The organism is Parabacteroides sp. HGS0025 (genome assembly GCF_000969845.1).
GTDB classification, from domain to species: Bacteria; Bacteroidota; Bacteroidia; order Bacteroidales; family Tannerellaceae; genus Parabacteroides; species Parabacteroides gordonii.
In genome coordinates, this window is record NZ_KQ033902.1 from 996662 (window position 1) to 1015819 (window position 19158).

Annotated in this window: 13 protein-coding genes; 6 read left to right on the plus strand and 7 right to left on the minus strand. The window is 45.2% G+C overall.

The window, feature by feature from the left end; genetic code table 11:
* The first annotated feature begins 1 nt into the window (after window position 1).
* The 6 genes from HMPREF1212_RS03480 to HMPREF1212_RS03505 all read left to right on the plus strand — a co-directional run bounded on the left by HMPREF1212_RS03480 (window position 2) and on the right by HMPREF1212_RS03505 (window position 6066).
* Window positions 2–1207 carry an MFS transporter gene (locus HMPREF1212_RS03480; RefSeq protein WP_046148451.1) on the plus strand — a complete coding sequence of 402 codons (1206 nt, stop codon included), beginning with the start codon at window positions 2–4 and terminating at the stop codon, window positions 1205–1207.
* Between the two features lie 2 nt (window positions 1208–1209).
* The gene (gene hemN, locus HMPREF1212_RS03485) at window positions 1210–2577 is read left to right on the plus strand and encodes an oxygen-independent coproporphyrinogen III oxidase (protein ID WP_046148452.1); all 1368 of its coding nucleotides are present in this window, start codon (window positions 1210–1212) and stop codon (window positions 2575–2577) included.
* A 1-nt stretch (window position 2578) separates the two neighbouring features.
* Complete coding sequence (gene hemG / locus HMPREF1212_RS03490; protein ID WP_046148453.1) at window positions 2579–3952, plus strand: protoporphyrinogen oxidase; 1374 nt, start codon at window positions 2579–2581, stop codon at window positions 3950–3952.
* Window positions 3953–3987: 35 nt separating this feature from the next.
* Complete coding sequence (locus HMPREF1212_RS03495) at window positions 3988–4377, plus strand: putative signal transducing protein (RefSeq protein WP_046148454.1); 390 nt, start codon at window positions 3988–3990, stop codon at window positions 4375–4377.
* Between the two features lie 13 nt (window positions 4378–4390).
* On the plus strand, window positions 4391–4573 hold the full coding sequence (locus HMPREF1212_RS03500) for a hypothetical protein (RefSeq protein ID WP_046148455.1): 183 nt from the start codon (window positions 4391–4393) through the stop codon (window positions 4571–4573).
* Window positions 4574–4734: 161 nt separating this feature from the next.
* Window positions 4735–6066 carry an NADP-specific glutamate dehydrogenase gene (locus HMPREF1212_RS03505; RefSeq protein WP_028726115.1) on the plus strand — a complete coding sequence of 444 codons (1332 nt, stop codon included), beginning with the start codon at window positions 4735–4737 and terminating at the stop codon, window positions 6064–6066.
* Between the two features lie 125 nt (window positions 6067–6191).
* Here the strand turns inward: HMPREF1212_RS03505 and HMPREF1212_RS03510 are convergent, their stop codons facing one another.
* The 7 genes from HMPREF1212_RS03510 to HMPREF1212_RS03540 all read right to left on the minus strand — a co-directional run bounded on the left by HMPREF1212_RS03510 (window position 6192) and on the right by HMPREF1212_RS03540 (window position 19005).
* Entirely contained in the window at window positions 6192–8486 is a 2295-nt protein-coding gene (locus HMPREF1212_RS03510; protein ID WP_044191278.1) for a glycoside hydrolase family 3 C-terminal domain-containing protein, read from the minus strand.
* A gap of 52 nt (window positions 8487–8538) precedes the next feature.
* On the minus strand, window positions 8539–9579 hold the full coding sequence (locus tag HMPREF1212_RS03515; RefSeq protein WP_232430041.1) for an MBL fold metallo-hydrolase: 1041 nt from the start codon (window positions 9577–9579) through the stop codon (window positions 8539–8541).
* 25 nt (window positions 9580–9604) lie between these two features.
* Entirely contained in the window at window positions 9605–11815 is a 2211-nt protein-coding gene (locus tag HMPREF1212_RS03520) for a beta-N-acetylhexosaminidase family protein (RefSeq protein WP_052724905.1), read from the minus strand.
* Between the two features lie 110 nt (window positions 11816–11925).
* Window positions 11926–13665, minus strand: a complete 1740-nt coding sequence (locus tag HMPREF1212_RS03525) for a RagB/SusD family nutrient uptake outer membrane protein (RefSeq protein WP_046148456.1) — start codon at window positions 13663–13665, stop codon at window positions 11926–11928.
* 12 nt (window positions 13666–13677) lie between these two features.
* Entirely contained in the window at window positions 13678–16890 is a 3213-nt protein-coding gene (locus HMPREF1212_RS03530; protein WP_157316944.1) for a TonB-dependent receptor, read from the minus strand.
* A 357-nt stretch (window positions 16891–17247) separates the two neighbouring features.
* Entirely contained in the window at window positions 17248–18318 is a 1071-nt protein-coding gene (locus HMPREF1212_RS03535) for a FecR family protein (RefSeq protein ID WP_046148457.1), read from the minus strand.
* Window positions 18319–18441: 123 nt separating this feature from the next.
* Window positions 18442–19005 carry an RNA polymerase sigma factor gene (locus HMPREF1212_RS03540; RefSeq protein WP_028726120.1) on the minus strand — a complete coding sequence of 188 codons (564 nt, stop codon included), beginning with the start codon at window positions 19003–19005 and terminating at the stop codon, window positions 18442–18444.
* Window positions 19006–19158 lie beyond the last annotated feature (153 nt).

A 19158-nucleotide genomic window follows, 5' to 3' on the forward strand; every position in this document is an offset into this window, starting at 1 on the left:
TATGATGCAAAAAAACAAAATATTCAACCTCGGAACCTTCTTCTGCCTTTATATTGCGCAGACTATTCCGATGAGTTTCTTCTCCACCGTTATCCCGGTTATGATGCGGCAGGAGAATTTTTCGTTGTCCGCTATCGGACTTCTTCAGCTGATCAAGTTACCCTGGATACTGAAATTCCTCTGGTCGCCGATGGTAGACCGCCATGCCGTGACGACAGGCGATTATAAACGCTGGATATTCTCTTCCGAACTGGTCTATGCCATCCTGATCTTTGCCGTGGCTTTCCTTGATTTCAAGACTGATTTTTATATGATCATTGCCCTGATCATTATCTCATTTATCGCTTCCGCCACGCAGGATATTGCAACGGATGCCCTGGCGGTACTTTCCTTTAGCCGGAAAGATAAGAGTCTGGCGAACAGTATGCAATCGATGGGTAGCTTCGGCGGTTCGATGATCGGGGGCGGTGTATTGTTGCTGTTGTTTAAGCAGTTGGGATGGAACAGCCTGCTGCCGTGTGTGGCTCTGTTCGTTATTGTGGCTCTGCTTCCGTTACTCTTTAACAAGGGGATCGTGATCCAGCCTAAGGAACCCCACGAGCGGGCAAAGAAGGCCGATGTCTTCTACTTTTTCACCCAAAAGAAGATATGGAAGCAGATCGGTTTCCTTTTCCTGTATTATTCGGGACTGATCGGAACACTGGCTATGCTGAAGCCTTATCTGGTCGACCTGGGATATTCGATGAAAGAGATCGGGGTGATGAGTGGCGTGGTAGGGACTTCCTGCGGTTTTCTGGCATCGTTTGCCGGAGGGTTTATCGTTCGCCGTATCGGACGCCATCGGGGACGACTGCTGTTTTCTGTATTCGTATTGCTGGCGACGCTCTATTTCCTGGGGCTGTCTTATACAACGCCGACCACGGAACTGTTGTATGCCGGTATCGCCCTGCTTTGGGGAAGTTATGGAATGGCTACGATCGTGGTTTATACCACAGCGATGGATTGTGTACGTCCCGGACGCGAGGGCACGGATTTTACGATACAGACCGTAATCACCCATCTGAGCGGAATGCTGATGGCTATATTGAGCGGGAAGATTGCCGATCATACCGGCTATCACGGGTTGTTTTTCTTTGAGGTCAGCCTGGCTACGTTATCGTTGATCTATATATTGATCGTATTCAGAAAGGAGAAAGAAATAGTATAATTATGATACAGGATTTATTACAAAAATATAATGTGCCGGTGCCGAGATACACCAGCTATCCGCCGGCAAACTATTTTACGGATGCGTTTACCAATAAGGAATATGAGTCGGCTATAGAAGCTTCTAATGAGGCTCTGCCCGGGCATATATCGTTTTATGTACATATCCCGTTCTGCCGCCATCTTTGTCATTATTGCGGATGTAACTCATTTCCGATGATGAAGCCGGAGGTCGTGGAACGTTATATTTCGGCTGTGCATAAGGAAATAGACAAAGTGAAGGAACGTCTGGCTCCGGGACGTAAGATCTCCCAGATCCATTACGGGGGAGGAAGCCCGACAGCTATGCCGGCGCATTATCTGAAAGAACTGAATGAGCATTTGCTTTCCGGCTTTGATACGATCGAACAACCGGAGATTGCTGTCGAATGCCATCCCGGTTATCTGGATGAGGCCTACTGGCAATCGCTTACCGAAGCGGGCTTCAACCGTTTCAGTCTCGGTGTGCAGGATTTCAATGAGAAGGTGCTGAAGACGGTCAACCGCCGTCCTTCCTTGCTTCCCGTGGAGACGATCTTTCAGATACTCCGCTCGAAAGGGGCGCGTATCAATATGGATTTCATCTATGGATTGCCTTTCCAGACAGTCGACAGCTTCTCGGAAACGATAACGAGAGCGGCAGCCCTGCGTCCCGACCGTCTGGTCACTTTCTCTTATGCGCATGTCCCCTGGGTAAACAAACAACAGCTTATCCTGGAAAAAGCCGGACTTCCTGCCGGTGAAGAGAAAAGCCGCATGTATGGTTCGGCTAAAGAAATAGTAGGTGCAGCCGGATATAAGACAATCGGACTGGATCATTTTGTCCTTGAAAACGATGAATTATACACCGCTTTGCAAAACGGCCAGTTGCATCGTAACTTTCAGGGTTACTGTACCCGCCGCACAACCGGACAAGTATATGCTTTCGGTGTGACCGGTATCAGCCAGCTGAGTTCCGCTTATACGCAAAACAGCAAAGATATCAACCAATATATCGAACGGATAGAAAGCGGAACCTTTGCTATCTCTAAAGGATACACGTTGAACCGGGACGAGCAGATCACCCGTGAAGTGATCGAGATACTGATGTGTAACTACTCCCTCGACTGGAAAGAACTGGCCGCCCGCCTGTCTCTCTCCGTCACGGAAGTAAAATCTGCAACCGCCTATGACGAAAACCGTCTCCGTGAATTTGCGGCAGACGGCCTGATCGAGTTCGACAGCGATCATATCCGCATCACTTCCGAAGGAAGCCTTTTCGTTCGCAACGTAGCCGCTTCGCTGGATAAACTGATGCTTCATTCTGATAAAACATTCTCTAAACCTGTCTGATATGGGACAATTGAATACGGACATACTGATCATTGGTGCCGGCCTGACCGGATTGACCACGGCTTTCCATCTGGTTCGCGGAGGAAAGCAGGTGCATATACTGGAATGTAGCAACCGGGTGGGAGGGCAGATCCACACTTTCCGCGAAGACGGTTTTGTTTTTGAAAGCGGGCCGAATACCGGTGTGGTGTCTTATCCCGAGGTGGCGGAGCTGTTCATGGCTTTGTCTCCTGCTTGTCAGTTGGAAACAGCCCATGAAGAAGCCAAGCGTCGCCTGATCTGGAAAGGCAACTCTTTCCGTGAACTTCCTTCTGGCCTGTTCAGTGCAGTTACCACCCCTTTGTTCACGCTGGGAGATAAATTCCGTATCCTGGGTGAACCTTTCCGGGCAAAAGGAACCAATCCGGATGAGTCGGTAGGTGAACTGGCCGCCCGTCGGTTAGGTAAATCCTTCCTGAACTACGCAGTCGATCCGTTCCTGTCGGGCGTATATGCCGGCAACCCGATGACGTTGGTCACCCGTTATGCTTTGCCCAAACTCTATAATCTGGAGCAGCAGTACGGAGGTTTTATCAAAGGAACGATTGCGAAAGCCCGCCTGCCCAAGACCGACCGTGACCGATTGGCAACCAAAAAGGTCTTTTCCGCAGCCGGAGGTCTGGATAACCTGACCCGTGCAATGGCCCGTGCTATCGGTGAAAGTAAAATAACCCTGTCTGCCTTCGGTATAACGATCCGTCCGGTAGAGAAAGGATGGATAGCCACCTATACCACTTCTGAAGGAGAGCAAACGATCCGTGCGGATAAGGTGATAACGACAACCGGAGCATATGCCTTGCCGGAACTGCTTCCTTTTATCGCGGAAGAAGATATGAATAAGATCAGCAACCTGAAATATGCGCCGGTCGTACAGGCGAGTGTCGGCATTCGGAATACCGGAAAACTCCGTTTCAACGCCTTTGGTGGCCTGGTTCCTTCCTGTGAGCAGAAAGATGTCCTGGGAATTCTTTTCCCTGCCGCCTGTTTTGATGACCGTGCTCCGAAAGAGGGCGCTCTCTTTTCATTCTTTATCGGAGGAGTGAAGCATGAGAAGCTTACCCGCCTGGAAGATAATGAACTAAAAGCATTGATCACCCACGAGTTCCATGCCATGCTGAAATTTCCCATTGATGTGCAGCCGGATATGATCCGTATCTTTCGTCACCCGCGTGCTATTCCTCAGTATGAGTTGAGTAGCGGTGAACGTTTTGCAACGATCGACAAACTGGAAGCGCAATACCCGGGATTGATTCTGGCCGGTAATATAAAAGGCGGCATCGGGATGGCAGATCGTATCCGCCAGGCAACGGGTATCGCTGAAAACTTGCTTATGTAAGTCAAAATCACTTTCTTTGCACAAAAGACAAGCTCATGGATAAGATGGTAGAAATAGCCCGGTTCCAATATCCGGCAGAAGCTCAGACATTGATGGCTTTGCTCAAATCGGAGGAGATCGAATGCTATCTGAGGAACGAATACAGTAGTCAGATGTTTGCCGGTTATATGGATATTGGCGGTGCCCGTGTGGAAATATTGGAAAGCGATGTGCCGCGTGCTCTGGAGGTTATGAAGGAGGGTGGCTATGATATCCCTGCCGAAGACGAGGAACCCGAACAGATACGTGCCGTTGCCGGATGGGCGCGACATATCCCTTTTCTGCGGAACTTTACGCTGGAGAAGCAAATTGTCATCTTATTGGTGGTTATTGCTGTGTTTTTGGCATTATTGATCTTTTTTGGATCAGAACTATCCTCTAACTAAACAAATGTAATTAATGGCTCGTAGAAAGATAACAAATAGTCAGGCGGTATGTCTCACTTTATTATGGGGCGTTTTGGCCTACATGCTGCTTACATACAGTGAAAAGATAACCTTTGATGTCATCTTTGCCCTGGTCGCATCAGCTATCATTGTGTTCGTTCCTGTCTATAAGAACATAAAGCGTAGGAATGAATAGCATTTAGTCACATTTGTCCTCTTAAAATATCGAAATGATATTTTTTTATCATTTTTTCTTTCAAATATTTGCTGGTATGAAAAAATGGCTTACCTTTGCGACGTTGTTAAAAGAACAGCGTGAAATAGCAAAATGGTATAACATTCTAAATAAACAGTTCTATGAAGGCAAATGAAGTTTTAGACAACTTAAAAAGAAGATTTCCTAACGAACCCGAGTATCATCAGGCAGTAGCCGAAGTTTTAGGCACAATCGAAGAAGCTTATAACGAACATCCCGAATTCGAAAAAAGCAACCTGATCGAACGTCTTTGTATCCCCGATCGTATTTTCTCTTTCCGTGTAACATGGACAGACGATAAAGGACAGGTACAGACAAACATGGGTTATCGTATCCAGCATAACAACACGATCGGCCCGTACAAAGGCGGTATCCGTTTCCATGCTTCGGTAAATCAGTCCATCCTTAAGTTCTTAGCTTTCGAACAGACTTTCAAGAACTCACTGACAACACTTCCGATGGGTGGTGGTAAAGGTGGTGCCGACTTCAGCCCGCGTGGTAAATCAAATGCTGAAATCATGCGTTTCTGCCAGGCATTTGTATTGGAATTATGGCGTCATATTGGCCCGGACACAGATGTTCCTGCCGGTGATATCGGTGTAGGTGGTCGTGAAGTGGCTTATATGTATGGTATGTATAAGAAACTGGCTCGTGAAAATACAGGTACATTTACAGGTAAAGGTATCGAGTTCGGTGGTTCACTGATCCGTCCGGAAGCAACAGGTTACGGTAATGTTTACTTCCTGCTGGAAATGCTGAAGACTCGTAATATCGATATCAAAGGTAAAGTCGTAGCTGTATCGGGTTCCGGTAACGTAGCTCAGTATACGGTTGAAAAGTTGATCGAACTGGGTGCTAAACCGGTTACCATGTCAGACTCTGACGGTTATATCTATGATCCGGAAGGCATCGACCGCGAAAAACTGGATTATATCATGGAATTGAAGAACCTATACCGTGGACGTATCCGCGAATATGCAGAAAAATATGGTTGCAAGTATGTACAAGGTGCTCGCCCCTGGGGTGAAAAATGCGACATCGCTATGCCGAGTGCAACTCAGAATGAATTGACTGGTGACGATGCAAAGGCATTGTTGGCAAACGGTTGTTTCGCAGTATCCGAAGGAGCAAACATGCCTTCTACTCCGGATGCTATCGATGCATTCCTAGAAGCTAAGATTCTGTATGCTCCGGGTAAGGCAGCTAACGCTGGTGGTGTTTCCGTATCGGGTCTGGAAATGACTCAGAATGCCATGAAGCTGAGCTGGACAAGAGAAGAAGTTGATGAAAAACTGAAAGGTATTATGAAGTCTATCCACGAACAATGTGTAAAATACGGTTCAAAGGATGGTTATATCAACTACGTGAAAGGTGCAAACGTTGCAGGTTTCATGAAAGTTGCAAAAGGTATGATGGCACAGGGTATCCTGTAATCAGTGATATTCTGAATTATAAATAAGGAGTTGTTTGCCAAATGAACATTCTGTGGTTATTTGGTCATGTAAAAAGGGGAGTCGGATGACTCCCTTTTTTATTTGTATTACCTGTTGGTTACTGATTACTTTTTAAATGCAGCAGGTAAATTGAGTACATTGTTAACCTTGCGTGTCGAAGGACTGACATCAACCATCACATCGCCACGGGGATTGCGGGACGAGGCAGCTACGACAAACTTATATTTACCCCCATCGGTTACCCAGGCACTCGTTTCTTCGTCGAATGAAGCCAGATCATCGGGGTTGACAGAGAGAGTAATCATCTGGCTTTCGCCGGGTTGTAACAGTTTGGTTTTACCAAATGACTTTAGTTCGTGTACCGGCTTGTCTAATTTGCCGGGAGGAGCTTCCACATAAAGCTGTACAACCTCTTTTCCGGCTACCTTCCCGGTGTTTTTTATGGCAACTTCAATGATCACCTTTTCACCGTCGCGTTTCACCGAAGGCCTGCCATATTCAAACGTGGTATAGCTCAGACCGTAACCAAAAGGATAACTCACCTGCAAGTCCTTTGTGTCGAACCAACGGTAACCGACATAGATACCTTCCTCATAAACAGTATAATCCACATTTTTAGTGTCGTGGGTTAAACCTGTCTTAACCGACCAGCGACGGTCGATCTTCTGATCGATCGGGAAGTTCAGTGAGCTCCAGTGATCGCTTAGTGTAACCGGGAAGGTCATAGGCAACTTGCCGGATGGATTTGCATGGCCGGTGAGAATATCGGCTACCGAGTTTCCACCCTCTTGTCCGGCTTGCCATGAAAGCAGGATAGCATCGGGCATGTCTTTCCAGCTTTGAGTCTCGATAACACCGCCGATATTGAGTACGACAACTACTTTCTTATTTTCATTGTGGAAGATACGGGTTACATTCTTGACTAATTCCTGTTCCGTTTCAGACAGGAAGAAGTCGGAAGAAACGCGATCGATATACTCACCGGAGATACGACCGAACGTGATGATAGCCATATCGTTGTTTTGGGCTGCATATTTGATGATGGCAGTATCCATTGGCATTTCTTCGACACGTTTTTGCTCACCCTGCTCTTTCGGTTTGTTGTAGGCCTGGTAGATCGCTTTGATATTGTCGTCAACAACGATATGCTGGTTTTTTAATCCGTCGAGCAGCGATACGACATAAGGGCGGTTGATATCGCCCGAACCGGTTCCTCCAGAGAAAAAGTTATAGGAGACAGCGCCGAACAGAGCTACGTTTCTGTCTTTGGAAGACAAGGGGAGAGCCTGATTATCATTCTTTAGAAGAACCATTCCTTCGGTTGCCGACTGTCGGGTTATGGCGGCATGAGCTTTCATATCGGGATTGTTAGCGTATTTATAACCCTTGAAACGGGGTGTCTTAACGATCAGTTCAAGGATGCGTCTGACATTACGGTCGACTATCGCTTCATCGAGTGTCCCGTTTTTCACACCGTTGATGATATGGGCTGCCTGCTCCTTTGTGCCCGGTTCGATCATATCGTTTCCGGCAATCATCTGGGCGGCACCGTCAGCGCCTCCCCACCAGTCGGTCATCACGGCACCTTTAAATCCCCATTCGTCACGTAGTAAAGTGGTGATCAGCTCCGGATTTTCTGAAGCGTATACATTGTTAATACGGTTGTACGAACTCATAATAGTCCACGGCTGGCTCTCTTTAACCACCATTTCGAAAGCTTTCAGATAGATTTCGCGCAGTGCACGGGGAGAGACGATCGTGTTATTGTTCATCCGGTTAGTCTCCTGGTTATTTGCGGCAAAATGTTTTACCGAAGTACCGATATCATTGCTTTGCACACCATCTACATAGGCTACGGCCATCTTGCCGGTCAACAGCGGGTCTTCACTGAAATATTCAAAATTGCGACCGCACAACGGATGGCGGTGGATATTGACAGCGGGAGCCAAGAGCACATCTACCCCATATTCTTTCGCTTCATTGCCAATCACTTCCCCTACATTCTTAACCAGATCGACATCCCAGGTCGAGGATAGTAATGTTTCAATGGGAAAATGGGTACAGAAGTAATTCTCCTCCCCTTCGACAGGCAGGATGCCGCAGCCGGCAGGCCCGTCAGAAAGAACCACACAAGGAATTCCGACACGGGGAACCGGGTTAACGCGTCCGGCAGCACCGGGAACAACTTTCCACGATTCTTTTATGTGGGGAGCCGCGTTCTCATCCTGGTGATACATGCGGGCACCTACAATCAGGTCTGCTTTCTCTTCGATCGTCATGGCTTTGATGACTTCGTCGATATTGTTTGCCTTCAGCTTCGGAATTTTGGCACTGACCGGAACTGATACGATCATAGCGGCGGCAACCAAGCCTATTATGTTTGTTTTTAGTATCGTCATAAATTATAGTTATGCTTGTTTGTTTATTTCTGATTCATCTTTCTCCTCCCGGTTAAGGGCATTGATACCATTCTCCCCAACCCATGACCAGATAATCCTTACTGATTTGTTCCATTTTCTGGAAGGTTAACCAAAAGGCTTCGCGATGGTCGATTGTATGTCCCATTTCATTTTCATGCCCCGTAACCACCAGTTTCGGATTAAAACCATCTACCAGGTCACTCATCCGGTGAGTCCAGCAATTTACGATCAATGCATCCGGTTGAGGAATATCTTTGCTGATATTGACAATCCATTCCATATCCTCTTTGTTGTACTGGTCGCCGATATGGGCGACAGTCTTCTTTTCATCGGTCGTTACCACATAAAGATTATTTATCAACTCACTCTGGTGACCGGGGAATATTTTTACCCGGATATTTTTGTTTTTATCCAGTTTCATCTTTTTATCGATCATTTTATCAGAACGTTCATGTTGTATATCTTTCTTTTCCGGTAATATATTTGTTGGGGCAACAACCGGTTTACCGGCTTTCAGGAACATGTCGACAACTACCGGATCGACGTGATCGCCATGATTATGTGTGAGGAACAAAACGTCGCAATGGTCGACAATCTGTTGGATCGAGGCATCGGAAATCAAATTCTTTCCTTTGCATGCACCTCTGACAACATCGAATGCCAGAGTAACCGAGCCGGTACGGGCGATAAAACCATCGTTATATATTTTGTAAACTTTCATTCCTTTCTTAACAGGAGAGGAAAGATCCGCTATCACTTTATTTATCCTGGAAGTGATAAATCCATTGAGCGGCTCGCTATCGTCATATTTGGTTTCATGCAGCATCGCATCCAGATTGTAAAGAGCCAATTTTCTGACCATCGGAGCTCCGGGTACGGGTGGATTTTCAGTCAATGCCTGATCGATCAGGTTGAACATTTGGAAAGCCTGCTTGTTCAGATAGGCTTCCGAGTTCCCCCAGAAAGCACTTTTTTCTATCGTGTTCTTTTCCTGGGCTTTCGCACCACTGGGGATCAATAGAGAAGCGCAGAAACCTCCCATGCATAATAATGTATAAAATAGCGTTTTCATCTTGTGATTAGTTTTTAATAATACTTTATTCCTGTGTGTAACTGAATGTTCCTGTTTTTGTTAATACAGCAAATCTGCCAATCCCTATCGACATGTCCGACTGTGATTGATTGATACAGCGGATATAACGCACGCGTGGCTCATGAATGGGAATAGTATCCATCCGGTCTGCTCCCGTTTTCAAGAGGTTAAACCAGACTTTTCCATCCACAGAACCCTGTAAAGCACGTCCTTTGGATTTACTTTTGCGTAAATCATATACCAATGCGACCGGTTGTTTGCTTTTCTCAATCCGAAATCCGAAGTATTCTCCGGGTGCTATTGTCACCAGTGGGAAATGAGGGATCAGGCCAACTACATCATCTTCGCAGTAACAGGACAACTCGTCAATCGCTTTTGAACCGGCCAGAACTTCCGGAAGTTCTTTGGGACGTTCGTTCGTCAACAAGGTATTCTCCACATGCTGTAACATCCTTTGAATAAATGGTAGTAAAACCTGCGAACCGCTTCTGACTCCGTCTTGCTCTCCCCGGCGATAAGGCCGGCTGAAAACAGCGATTGCATCCAGTGCTTCTTTTACTTCCCTATATGCTTTCCGGCATGCTTCGGTATCTTGTTTACTGGCCAGATCCAACATTCTCATGGTTGCACAACCGGCTGTTCCAACATTTCTTGTTTGGGTCAGCCAGGGGTGGATTTCCTTTATCAATTGCTTGTTCAAAGAACTGCTTTCTATCGTACCCGGGACTTCTTTTATCCGGATAAACAGGTCGGCAATCTCAAAGGCCTCCTTTTTCAAATACTTCCCGGTAATCAATGATTGCTCGAACCTGTCGATCAGATCAGTCGAACTGAAAGACTCTTTCCTGAAAAACATCCATGTATTGGGGCCTATATCCGCATTATGTTCACAGAAAAGGCGGAATGCATCAGGGGCTTCGGGAACAAGAGACTCGCAGGCTATATGCCAGCTCTGTAGCGGATCGAACCGATCCATATTCCAGGTGAACTGGGAAATACTCCAAAGAGCCACTTTACTGGCCTCGGCAAACTCCATCGGGTTCGATACAAAGGCATACATATCGGAAGCCGTATTTTTATCCAGGCCGTATACCGGGCCCATTAACAGATGAGCCAGGCAATAATCGTTTACCGGGAAGTTCCACCAGACGTAACAGGGACGTTTAATCCGGTTGTTAACCCATTCGAGCCCTTGGCGGGTGATGTCGCTCACGACTTTATCGCCAGTCCACATGATATGGATAAACGGATCCAGGTTTTCGCCCAGGATATCCAGGTAATCAGTTTTCGCCCAGTCCTTATTATATTCGGTCGGACAAAGGATCAATTGCTGAATATCTCCTTTCTTATCGACAAACTCCCGTTTCAGATAGTTCATAAAGGCAGCCTGTCTGGCAGCATCCGTTCCGGCACCTTCAATATCATCAAAAAAGACTGCAAACGCACGAATACCCAGGTCGTACATACTTTCCAGTTTTTTTATTGCCGCTTGCCGGTCTGCATCATTCCAGCGGATATCCATTCCGGGATGTAAGGCCCAGACGAAATCCACCTTGTTTCTATTAGCTTCAGCCAATAGCTCACGGATATTTTTCACCTGTTCTTCCGGATAGGGCACACGCCAATAAGGAGAACGATGGTAAGGGTCATCCTTCGGGCCGAAAATGTAAGTATTCATTTTCATACGTCCATAGAAACGCAACTGTTCGACCCTGTTTTCGAAAGACCATGGAGTTCCGTAAAAACCTTCCACAACCCCTCTGAAAACAACATCCGGATAATCCCATATCGTACAGACAGGGATCCTCTTATTGTCTCTGGTCAATTGCGACAAGGTTTGAGCTGCATAAAAAAGCGAACGGTCGTCATAAATACCTATATCGATACCTTTTCCGGTCACAGCCAATGTATAAGCCCCCGAACGTTGCATTTTATTATTCATCTTTCCCAACGGGCGGATAGTAATTGCCTGTTTAGCCTTTTCCGTTATCAGGAAAGATTGTTTCAACAAATTAACTGCATCGGTATCGGGGTGGCTGATCCCTTCTAGCCGGTAACCGGTATCTGGTATCTTTATCCAATCACCCGATAATTCAACTTTCTGGGGGATGGGATAAACGTTCACTTCCCTTTTTCCGCTCTTTCCGGTACATGCTCCCGACATCAAGCTTATCAGCAAAGTGACAAGCATGAAAACTTTTGTTGTTCCATCCATAATTTTTAATTTAAAAGTGCAAGCCTGAATATCAATAGAAGAACCATATTAAAAACAGACCTGGTCTATCATACACAGGTCTGTTTAAAAGTGTGTTGTCTATGATCAGGTTACCAATCCGTATTTTGGATCAGGTTTGTATTACGTTCCATTTCAACAAATGGTATCGGCCAGATTTCGTGGCGTGACTGGTAAGCGCGTTCATACATCAGGTCGCCGAGAATATCGGTTGCATCTTTTACAGTCGACTGGAGTATTCCCCAACGACGGAGATCCCAATAACGTTGGCCTTCGCCGGCAAGTTCACGGGCACGTTCGTCACGGATGCGTTGTGTCATTTCGTCTTTGCTGTTTACTGCCATCCAGGTAGGGCCGGAGTTCAGGCCGGGCATATCGACGCGGGCACGTATCTTATTGACTTCTGCAATGGCCTTGTCTGTTTCACCATTTTCGTTGTAAGCCTCTGCAAGCATCAAGATCACATCGCCAAGGCGAAGCAATGGAAATTCATAGGGAGTACGGTTGTATTCCCCCCAATAACCATCCAGGTTACCGGTTGGGATCCATTTACGCCAGAAGTAGGAGTTCCAGCCTTCGGAGTTACGGATGAACGATTGTGCTTCCATTGGTGCACCACCCTTTGTCGGATCTACGATGACGAATTGCTTGTCTCTTGGATTCGAACCGGCATCTGTACCCAGATAATGGGAGAACGGAGTGATCACGTTCCAGCATAAGCGTGGGTCGCGGTCATTATAGACAGCTGAAACCTTTGCGGTATCGCAGTCTAATGTACTGGTTATCTCAGTACTGGCATCATTAATTGCAACAGCGAGGCATTTACGGCGGAATTGTGAGTTTCCGTTATTGAAGCCGGGAAATACTTCGTCCCAGTTGAACTTCTGGCCATCAGGTTTTTCATACAGGTCAACCATTTTGGTTGAAGGTACGATACAGTTGCTGGCAATCAGACGCATGGTTGCTTTGTTACCGAAATAACCGACAATATTCAAAGCATAACCGGCAACGTTACCGTCGATAGACTGTATAGCAAAAATCATCTCGTTACTGCGTGCACCATTATAAAGGCGGAACAGGTTCTCATAATTAGAATGTAAGGCATAACCGTAGTTATTGCTCTTGTTGTACACGATCTCTTCAAAGTCCGCAATAGCTTTAGACCATTCTTTATTAAAGAGATAAACCTTTCCGCGAAGTGCGTAAGCCGCTCCTTTGGTCACACGGCCATAGTCACTGCTTTCCCAGTTGACAGGTAACTTGGCGATTGCATCGGTCAGATCGTCGATCACATGCTGGCGGATTTCTTCAGCCGAACTGCGCGGACTGGTAACCGTAGCAAATTCCTCTTCGATAATACAGGTTTCATCGTAGTAAGGTACTCCTCCCCAACAATTAAGCATACGGAAGTAAGCCATAGCACGAAGGAATTTAGCTTCACCGACTATTTGATTAATGGTGTTCTGATCGATATTCATTGCGGAGACATTACGGATTACCGTATTCGAACGGTGAACCAATTCATACAGATATTGCCAGTGGTTTTGTACGGCTCCGCTGGTTGAGGCGAATGATGTCCCGCGCGAAATATCGGCAAAAGGACTGGTACCGTCAGCCAGGTCAGTACACATATCGAATGCAAACTCCAGGCCGAAACACCAGGTTTGCATCATGGCCTGGTACAGACCGACAGCTGCTTGCTTGGCATGAGCTTCTGTCTTCCAGAATGTTGCGCTTGACAACTGGTCAGGGCGGGTATAGTCCAGGCTTTCGCAACTGCTGAGCAGGAGGACAGCACCCAAAAATGCGGAAATTATATTTTTACCTTTCATTGTACTCTGATTTTAGAATGAAACATTAAGACCTAAAGAATATTGACGGACTGCCGGATAGCCGACAGTTGCTGCAATTTCAGGATCCAGTCCGGGGAAACTGGTAATGGTGAACAGGTTGTCGATACTCGTATAGATCTTCAGATTTTCAACGAAGAACTTCTGGGAGATACTCTTAGGAAGCGTGTAACCCAACTGGATATTCTTACAACGGAGATAGGCTGCGTTATGAATGAACGCATCGCTGGCTATATTGTTTTTGCTGTTTGCATTATTACGCAACCGCGGATAGATGGAATTGTATGGATTTTCAGGAGTCCATGCATTGTCTGTAATATCCTTGATAAGCGATTGCCCCATAACAGTCGTGAAGCGGAAAGCCTGGTTGTTGTAATAAACTTTATAATCGCCTACTCCCTGGAGAAGCATACTGAAATCGAAGTTGTTCCAGGTCAGTCCCAGATTTGCACCGAAAGTAAGTCGCGGGCTGTCTCCGTGACCGATTTCAACGCGGTCGTCTGCATTCAGATTACCGTCGCCGTTGGCGTCGGAAAACAGGAAGTCTCCGAGTTCAGGACGTTGATAGGTCGCGAAATAGTTGGGGTTCTTATCAACCAACGATTGTACATAATCCAGGTCGGACTGGTCGCGGACAATGCGGTCTACCTTGAGTACATAATACTGATTGATCGGTTTTCCCTCTTGTATCTTATTAACTCCGCTGATAGATGCTACATCACCCTGGAACTTTGTTACCTTGTTGCTGACAAAACCCATATTGAAACCTACGGAGTACCCCACTTTCTCTATCTGATCCGTCCAGTTGATCTCCAGGTCAACGCCCCGGTTATTTACTTCCCCCGCATTTTGGTTAGGAACAGAAGATGTACCATGTTCCAGTGGAACCGGAAGTGAAATCAGGATACCTTTGGTATCTCTGTTGAACCATTCGAAAGATCCGCTTAACCGATTTTTGAAGAAACCGAAATCGAGACCGACATTGGTCACATATGTACTTTCCCAGGTTAACTGGGTGTTGGATAACGTTGTTTGCGACAGACCACCGGTAATAGTGTTACCCAAAACATAATTTGTTGCCGCATAAAGTGACTGGTACATATAATTGTTCGATGCCGCATTATTACCCAGTGAACCGTAAGAAACACGAAGCTTCAATGAACTCAACCAATCCTGGTAATCTTCCATGAATTTTTCCTGCGAGATACGCCAGCCGGCAGATACGGATGGAAAGTAACCCCAACGCTTGTTAGGAGCGAACCGGGAAGAACCGTCGGCACGTAAATTAGCTTCCAGCATATATTTGTCATCCCAAACCAAATTGATACGGCCGAAGTAAGAACGCATGGCCCATTCGTTGTAGTTACCGGTAATACGTCCGAGTGTAGAGGCTGCATCGAGAGCTGTCAGCGACTCATCGACAAGGTCATATTTCAGGTAATAATCCTGGTCGTACTTATTATATTCCTGGCTGGCACCGGCCATGACGGAAGCATCTAACTTATCGAGCTTAAATTCGTAACGGGCGGTTATATCCGATGCCCGGAAGTCATTGCGATAGTTGTATCTTCTGATATAAGTACGAACCGTACCGGCCCGGAGCAAAACCGGCCCGTCTGCTGTAAAGCGATACAGATCGCGGTCGGTCAAATGATGTTCTATACGACGATCCCAGGCATTATAAGTATATGATGCATCGATGGTCAGACCTTTGAACGGAGTGATGCGGCCATACATCTTGGCCACTGTACGACGGGAGATGGTAGGGAAGTCTTCTTTGTAGAACCACATACGGCGATACGGGTTTGCATTGCTGACGTTTTCCTCTTCCGGATTTTGAATACCACCGTACAATCCTGTTGCCGGATCGTAAAGAGTCATTCCCGGCACCGTGTTGAAGGCACCGTATCCCCAAATAACATCGCCACCGGCACCGGCAGTATCGGCAGAAGGATTATTGTAATCCACATAACCGTATGCGTTGGCACCAACTGTCAGCCAGGGCTTGATATCCACATCTACGTTGGCACGCATCTGATAACGTTTGTAGTTGGAGTGATAGATCATACCGGGATTATTGATATAACCGAAAGAGAGGTTGTAACGGGCAGACTTAGTACCTCCATTGGCTGTTACAGTGTGATTTTGAACGACCGAGGGACTGCGGTAGATATGGTCTTGCCAGTCGGTATTGGGGTATATCGTAGGATTTTTACCTCCATCGTTACGCCATTCGTCAATTTTGCCCTGTGAGAAACGGGGAGCTTGCCCGTTGGCAATCAAACCGGCATTTTGAATTTCCATGAAATCGGCATAATCGGTAACAAGATTTAAACGTTTAGCCACTTTTTCAAATGAAACATTCCCGTTGTAAGTAATTCTGGCAGACCCTTCTGTTCCCTTCTTTGTCGTGATCAGGATAACACCGTTAGCGGCACGGGAACCATAAATAGCAGATGAAGCAGCATCTTTTAGAATAGAGATAGACTCGATATCCTGGGGATTAATATCGCTGATACTGGCTCCGGCCATACCATCGATAACGATGAGCGGATCTGAATTATTCAAAGTTCCCTGACCACGAATACGGATTGTCGGGCTTTCTAATCCCGGTACGCTACCCCCGGTATTGGTTACAGACAGACCGGCTGCCAGACCTGCCAATGCATTGGTGGCATTTGTTACAGGACGGTTATCGAGTGCACCTACCTTCACCGAAGAAACGGCACCGGTCATGTTGACTTTCTTTTGCGTACCGTAACCGACAACGACCACTTCATCCAGCAATTCGTTATCCTCACTCAAGGCAACGGTCACTTTTGCCTGGGCTTTCATTTCCTGATTCTTGTAGCCTATGTAGGAAAATTGCAGGATGGAACCCTGTGGAACGTTCGTCAGGTCGAAGTTTCCGTCGATATCTGTAACGGTACCGATCGTTGTCCCTTTTACAACTACGTTTACTCCGACGAGCGGCATACCTGTATGGTCAGTGACGGTGCCCCGGACAGCAATACCGTTTTGTGTTGTGACAGGTGCCTGTTTTGAAGCGGTCTCTTTCTCGTTCTTCACAATTACTTGTCTGCCTTTGATAACGTAAGAAAAACCATTTGAAGAAAAGACCTCTTTGATAATTTCATCGATGGATTTGTTTAAAATATCCACATTGACCTTCTTTCCCAGATCTACCGCTTCTTCATATATAAACACGTACTTGCTGTTTTTTTCTATATATGAAAAGACTTCTTTTAATGTCTTGTTTTGCATCTGGACAGTCAATTTCTCCCCTAGCATTTCATGGGAAGTTGATGCATGTGTGGTTAACGCAGGATATGATATTAAAGATATCAATAAACATGCTAATTTTATGTAATTAATCTTTTTTCGATTAATTGCTGTATTTTTTTCCATACCTTTGTATTATAATTCTTTAAACGACTAAGGATTATCTCTTGATAGATCGGACAATTGCGCCAACAGTGTCCGATCTTTTTTTTGTTTTTTTTATATCTTCATAGGCAAATCTGTTATTTGTTAATACTCTATTTATCTATTCTCCCGTTTCTTTTATTCCAGAAAGTGATATCCTCCGCCTTCTGCTTTTTCGACGTTCAATGAAGCTGAAACTTTTACGATATCCAGGACTTCATCGATAGATTCACAAAGATCGAGCTTGCCGGAGAGTTTCCGGTTGGCTATGCTTTTATCATACCAGATAGGCACTCCGTAATAACGGGATAAATTATCCAGCACCTTCGATACGGTTTCCTTTTCTAAAAGCATAATATTGTCTTTCCAGCAGATATATTTCGTTACATCGACCTTTTCTTTTTTCATAATGCCATCCTTCAGACTAACCATTTGGGAAGGACTTAACAGCATCTTTTCTTTTGCAGAAGAGTTTACTTCGACACGTCCGTTCACCAATACAACGGAGATGTTTTGTTCTTCATAGGCGGCAACATTGAAAACCGTTCCCAGCACTTTTACATCCAATCCTTTCGTTTTTACAATGAACGGAGTTTTCGGATTATGGGCCACTTCCAGATACACTTCTCCCTCTACGGCTATTTCACGTTTGTCGCTGCCGAAAACCGATGGATAAATTACGTGACTGGCTGCGTTTACATACATTTTTGTACCATCCGACAAAGTGATATGTGTACGTTTCCCTTTAGGTACAATAATATGGTTCAGATTGTTCCCTTTAGTAGCCGGTTCTTCAGGAATCTTTGATAATTGGTTGTTTACGGTTATGCTACCTTCTTCGTCATAATTAACGACTGCTTCATTTTCCAATACCACCTGCCGGTTTTCAGAAATAACCAGATGTATTTCGTTTAGGCTATCCACAGGTGCCACTTTTTGTAGTTCGGTAAGGAAGGTCGATTCTTCCTGCGGCTCGAAGTAATGCATGGAGATCATAAAAAGAATGGCTATAGACGCAGCAACGGATAATCCGGCAAGAAGGTATCGAAGCGTTTTCTTCCCGCTCTTTCCGGAAGATGACAATTCCTTCACGTTTGTCCACGAATCCTGTACTTCCATATCGGTAATCTGTTCGTGCTTTTTGACAAGTGAAATAAATTGTTTCATCTCGTTGTCAAAATCTGTCTTTTGTATTTTATTTTTAGCCATACAAGTTGTGCTTTTATAATTATTACAACTCATCACTACCCGCGGTACTCAACAGAATATGCATTTAACAAATTAAACGCTTTGTTTAACATTTAATATCAAAAAAAGGGTGATAGCAATACATTATTCTTCGTCCATAAATGAATCGGAAAGAAGTAAACTTCTCAATTTGGCGATTGATCTGAAAAGAAGATTTTTACTGGATTGGTAGTTGATGTTCAGCAAATCGGATATTTCATCATGATTCAGCTCCCTGATATAATAGAGGTACAATATCTCTTGCTGTTTGGATGACAATTTCCTGAAAGCCGAACTTATAAATACATTTTTAGGAGACAGATCTTCTTCATCTAAGAATTGATCAGCTTTGACTGTCAAAACATCATCGGGGCAACTGATAAGGATGCCATTACGGATCTGCTCAGACTTTAATTCATTGTATAAGGCATACCGGAAGGCTTTCAGCAGATAACAACGGACGGAAGCGGTTTGAGATAAACCGGAGTAATTGGACATCAGTTTGACAAAGAAGTTTTGCAGGCAATTCTTTACAAGATCCGTATCCTTTGAATATATCTTACCGTAATTATATAATATAGGATAATACCTCCGGTATAAAACTTCAAAAGCTTTACGATCTCCTTTGAGGCAAAGATTCCATATTATTTCATCTGCTTTTTGATACATTCCTGAATTATTTCAAAATTACATTCATCCTAAAAATGCTGCAAATATAGTATTAGCCTTCTCCTTTTCTGTTACGATTCTATTAACTCTTTGTTATAAAAATCTCACAAATATATATATAAATATCCGGATGTGCGTTAAATTTTGTAAATA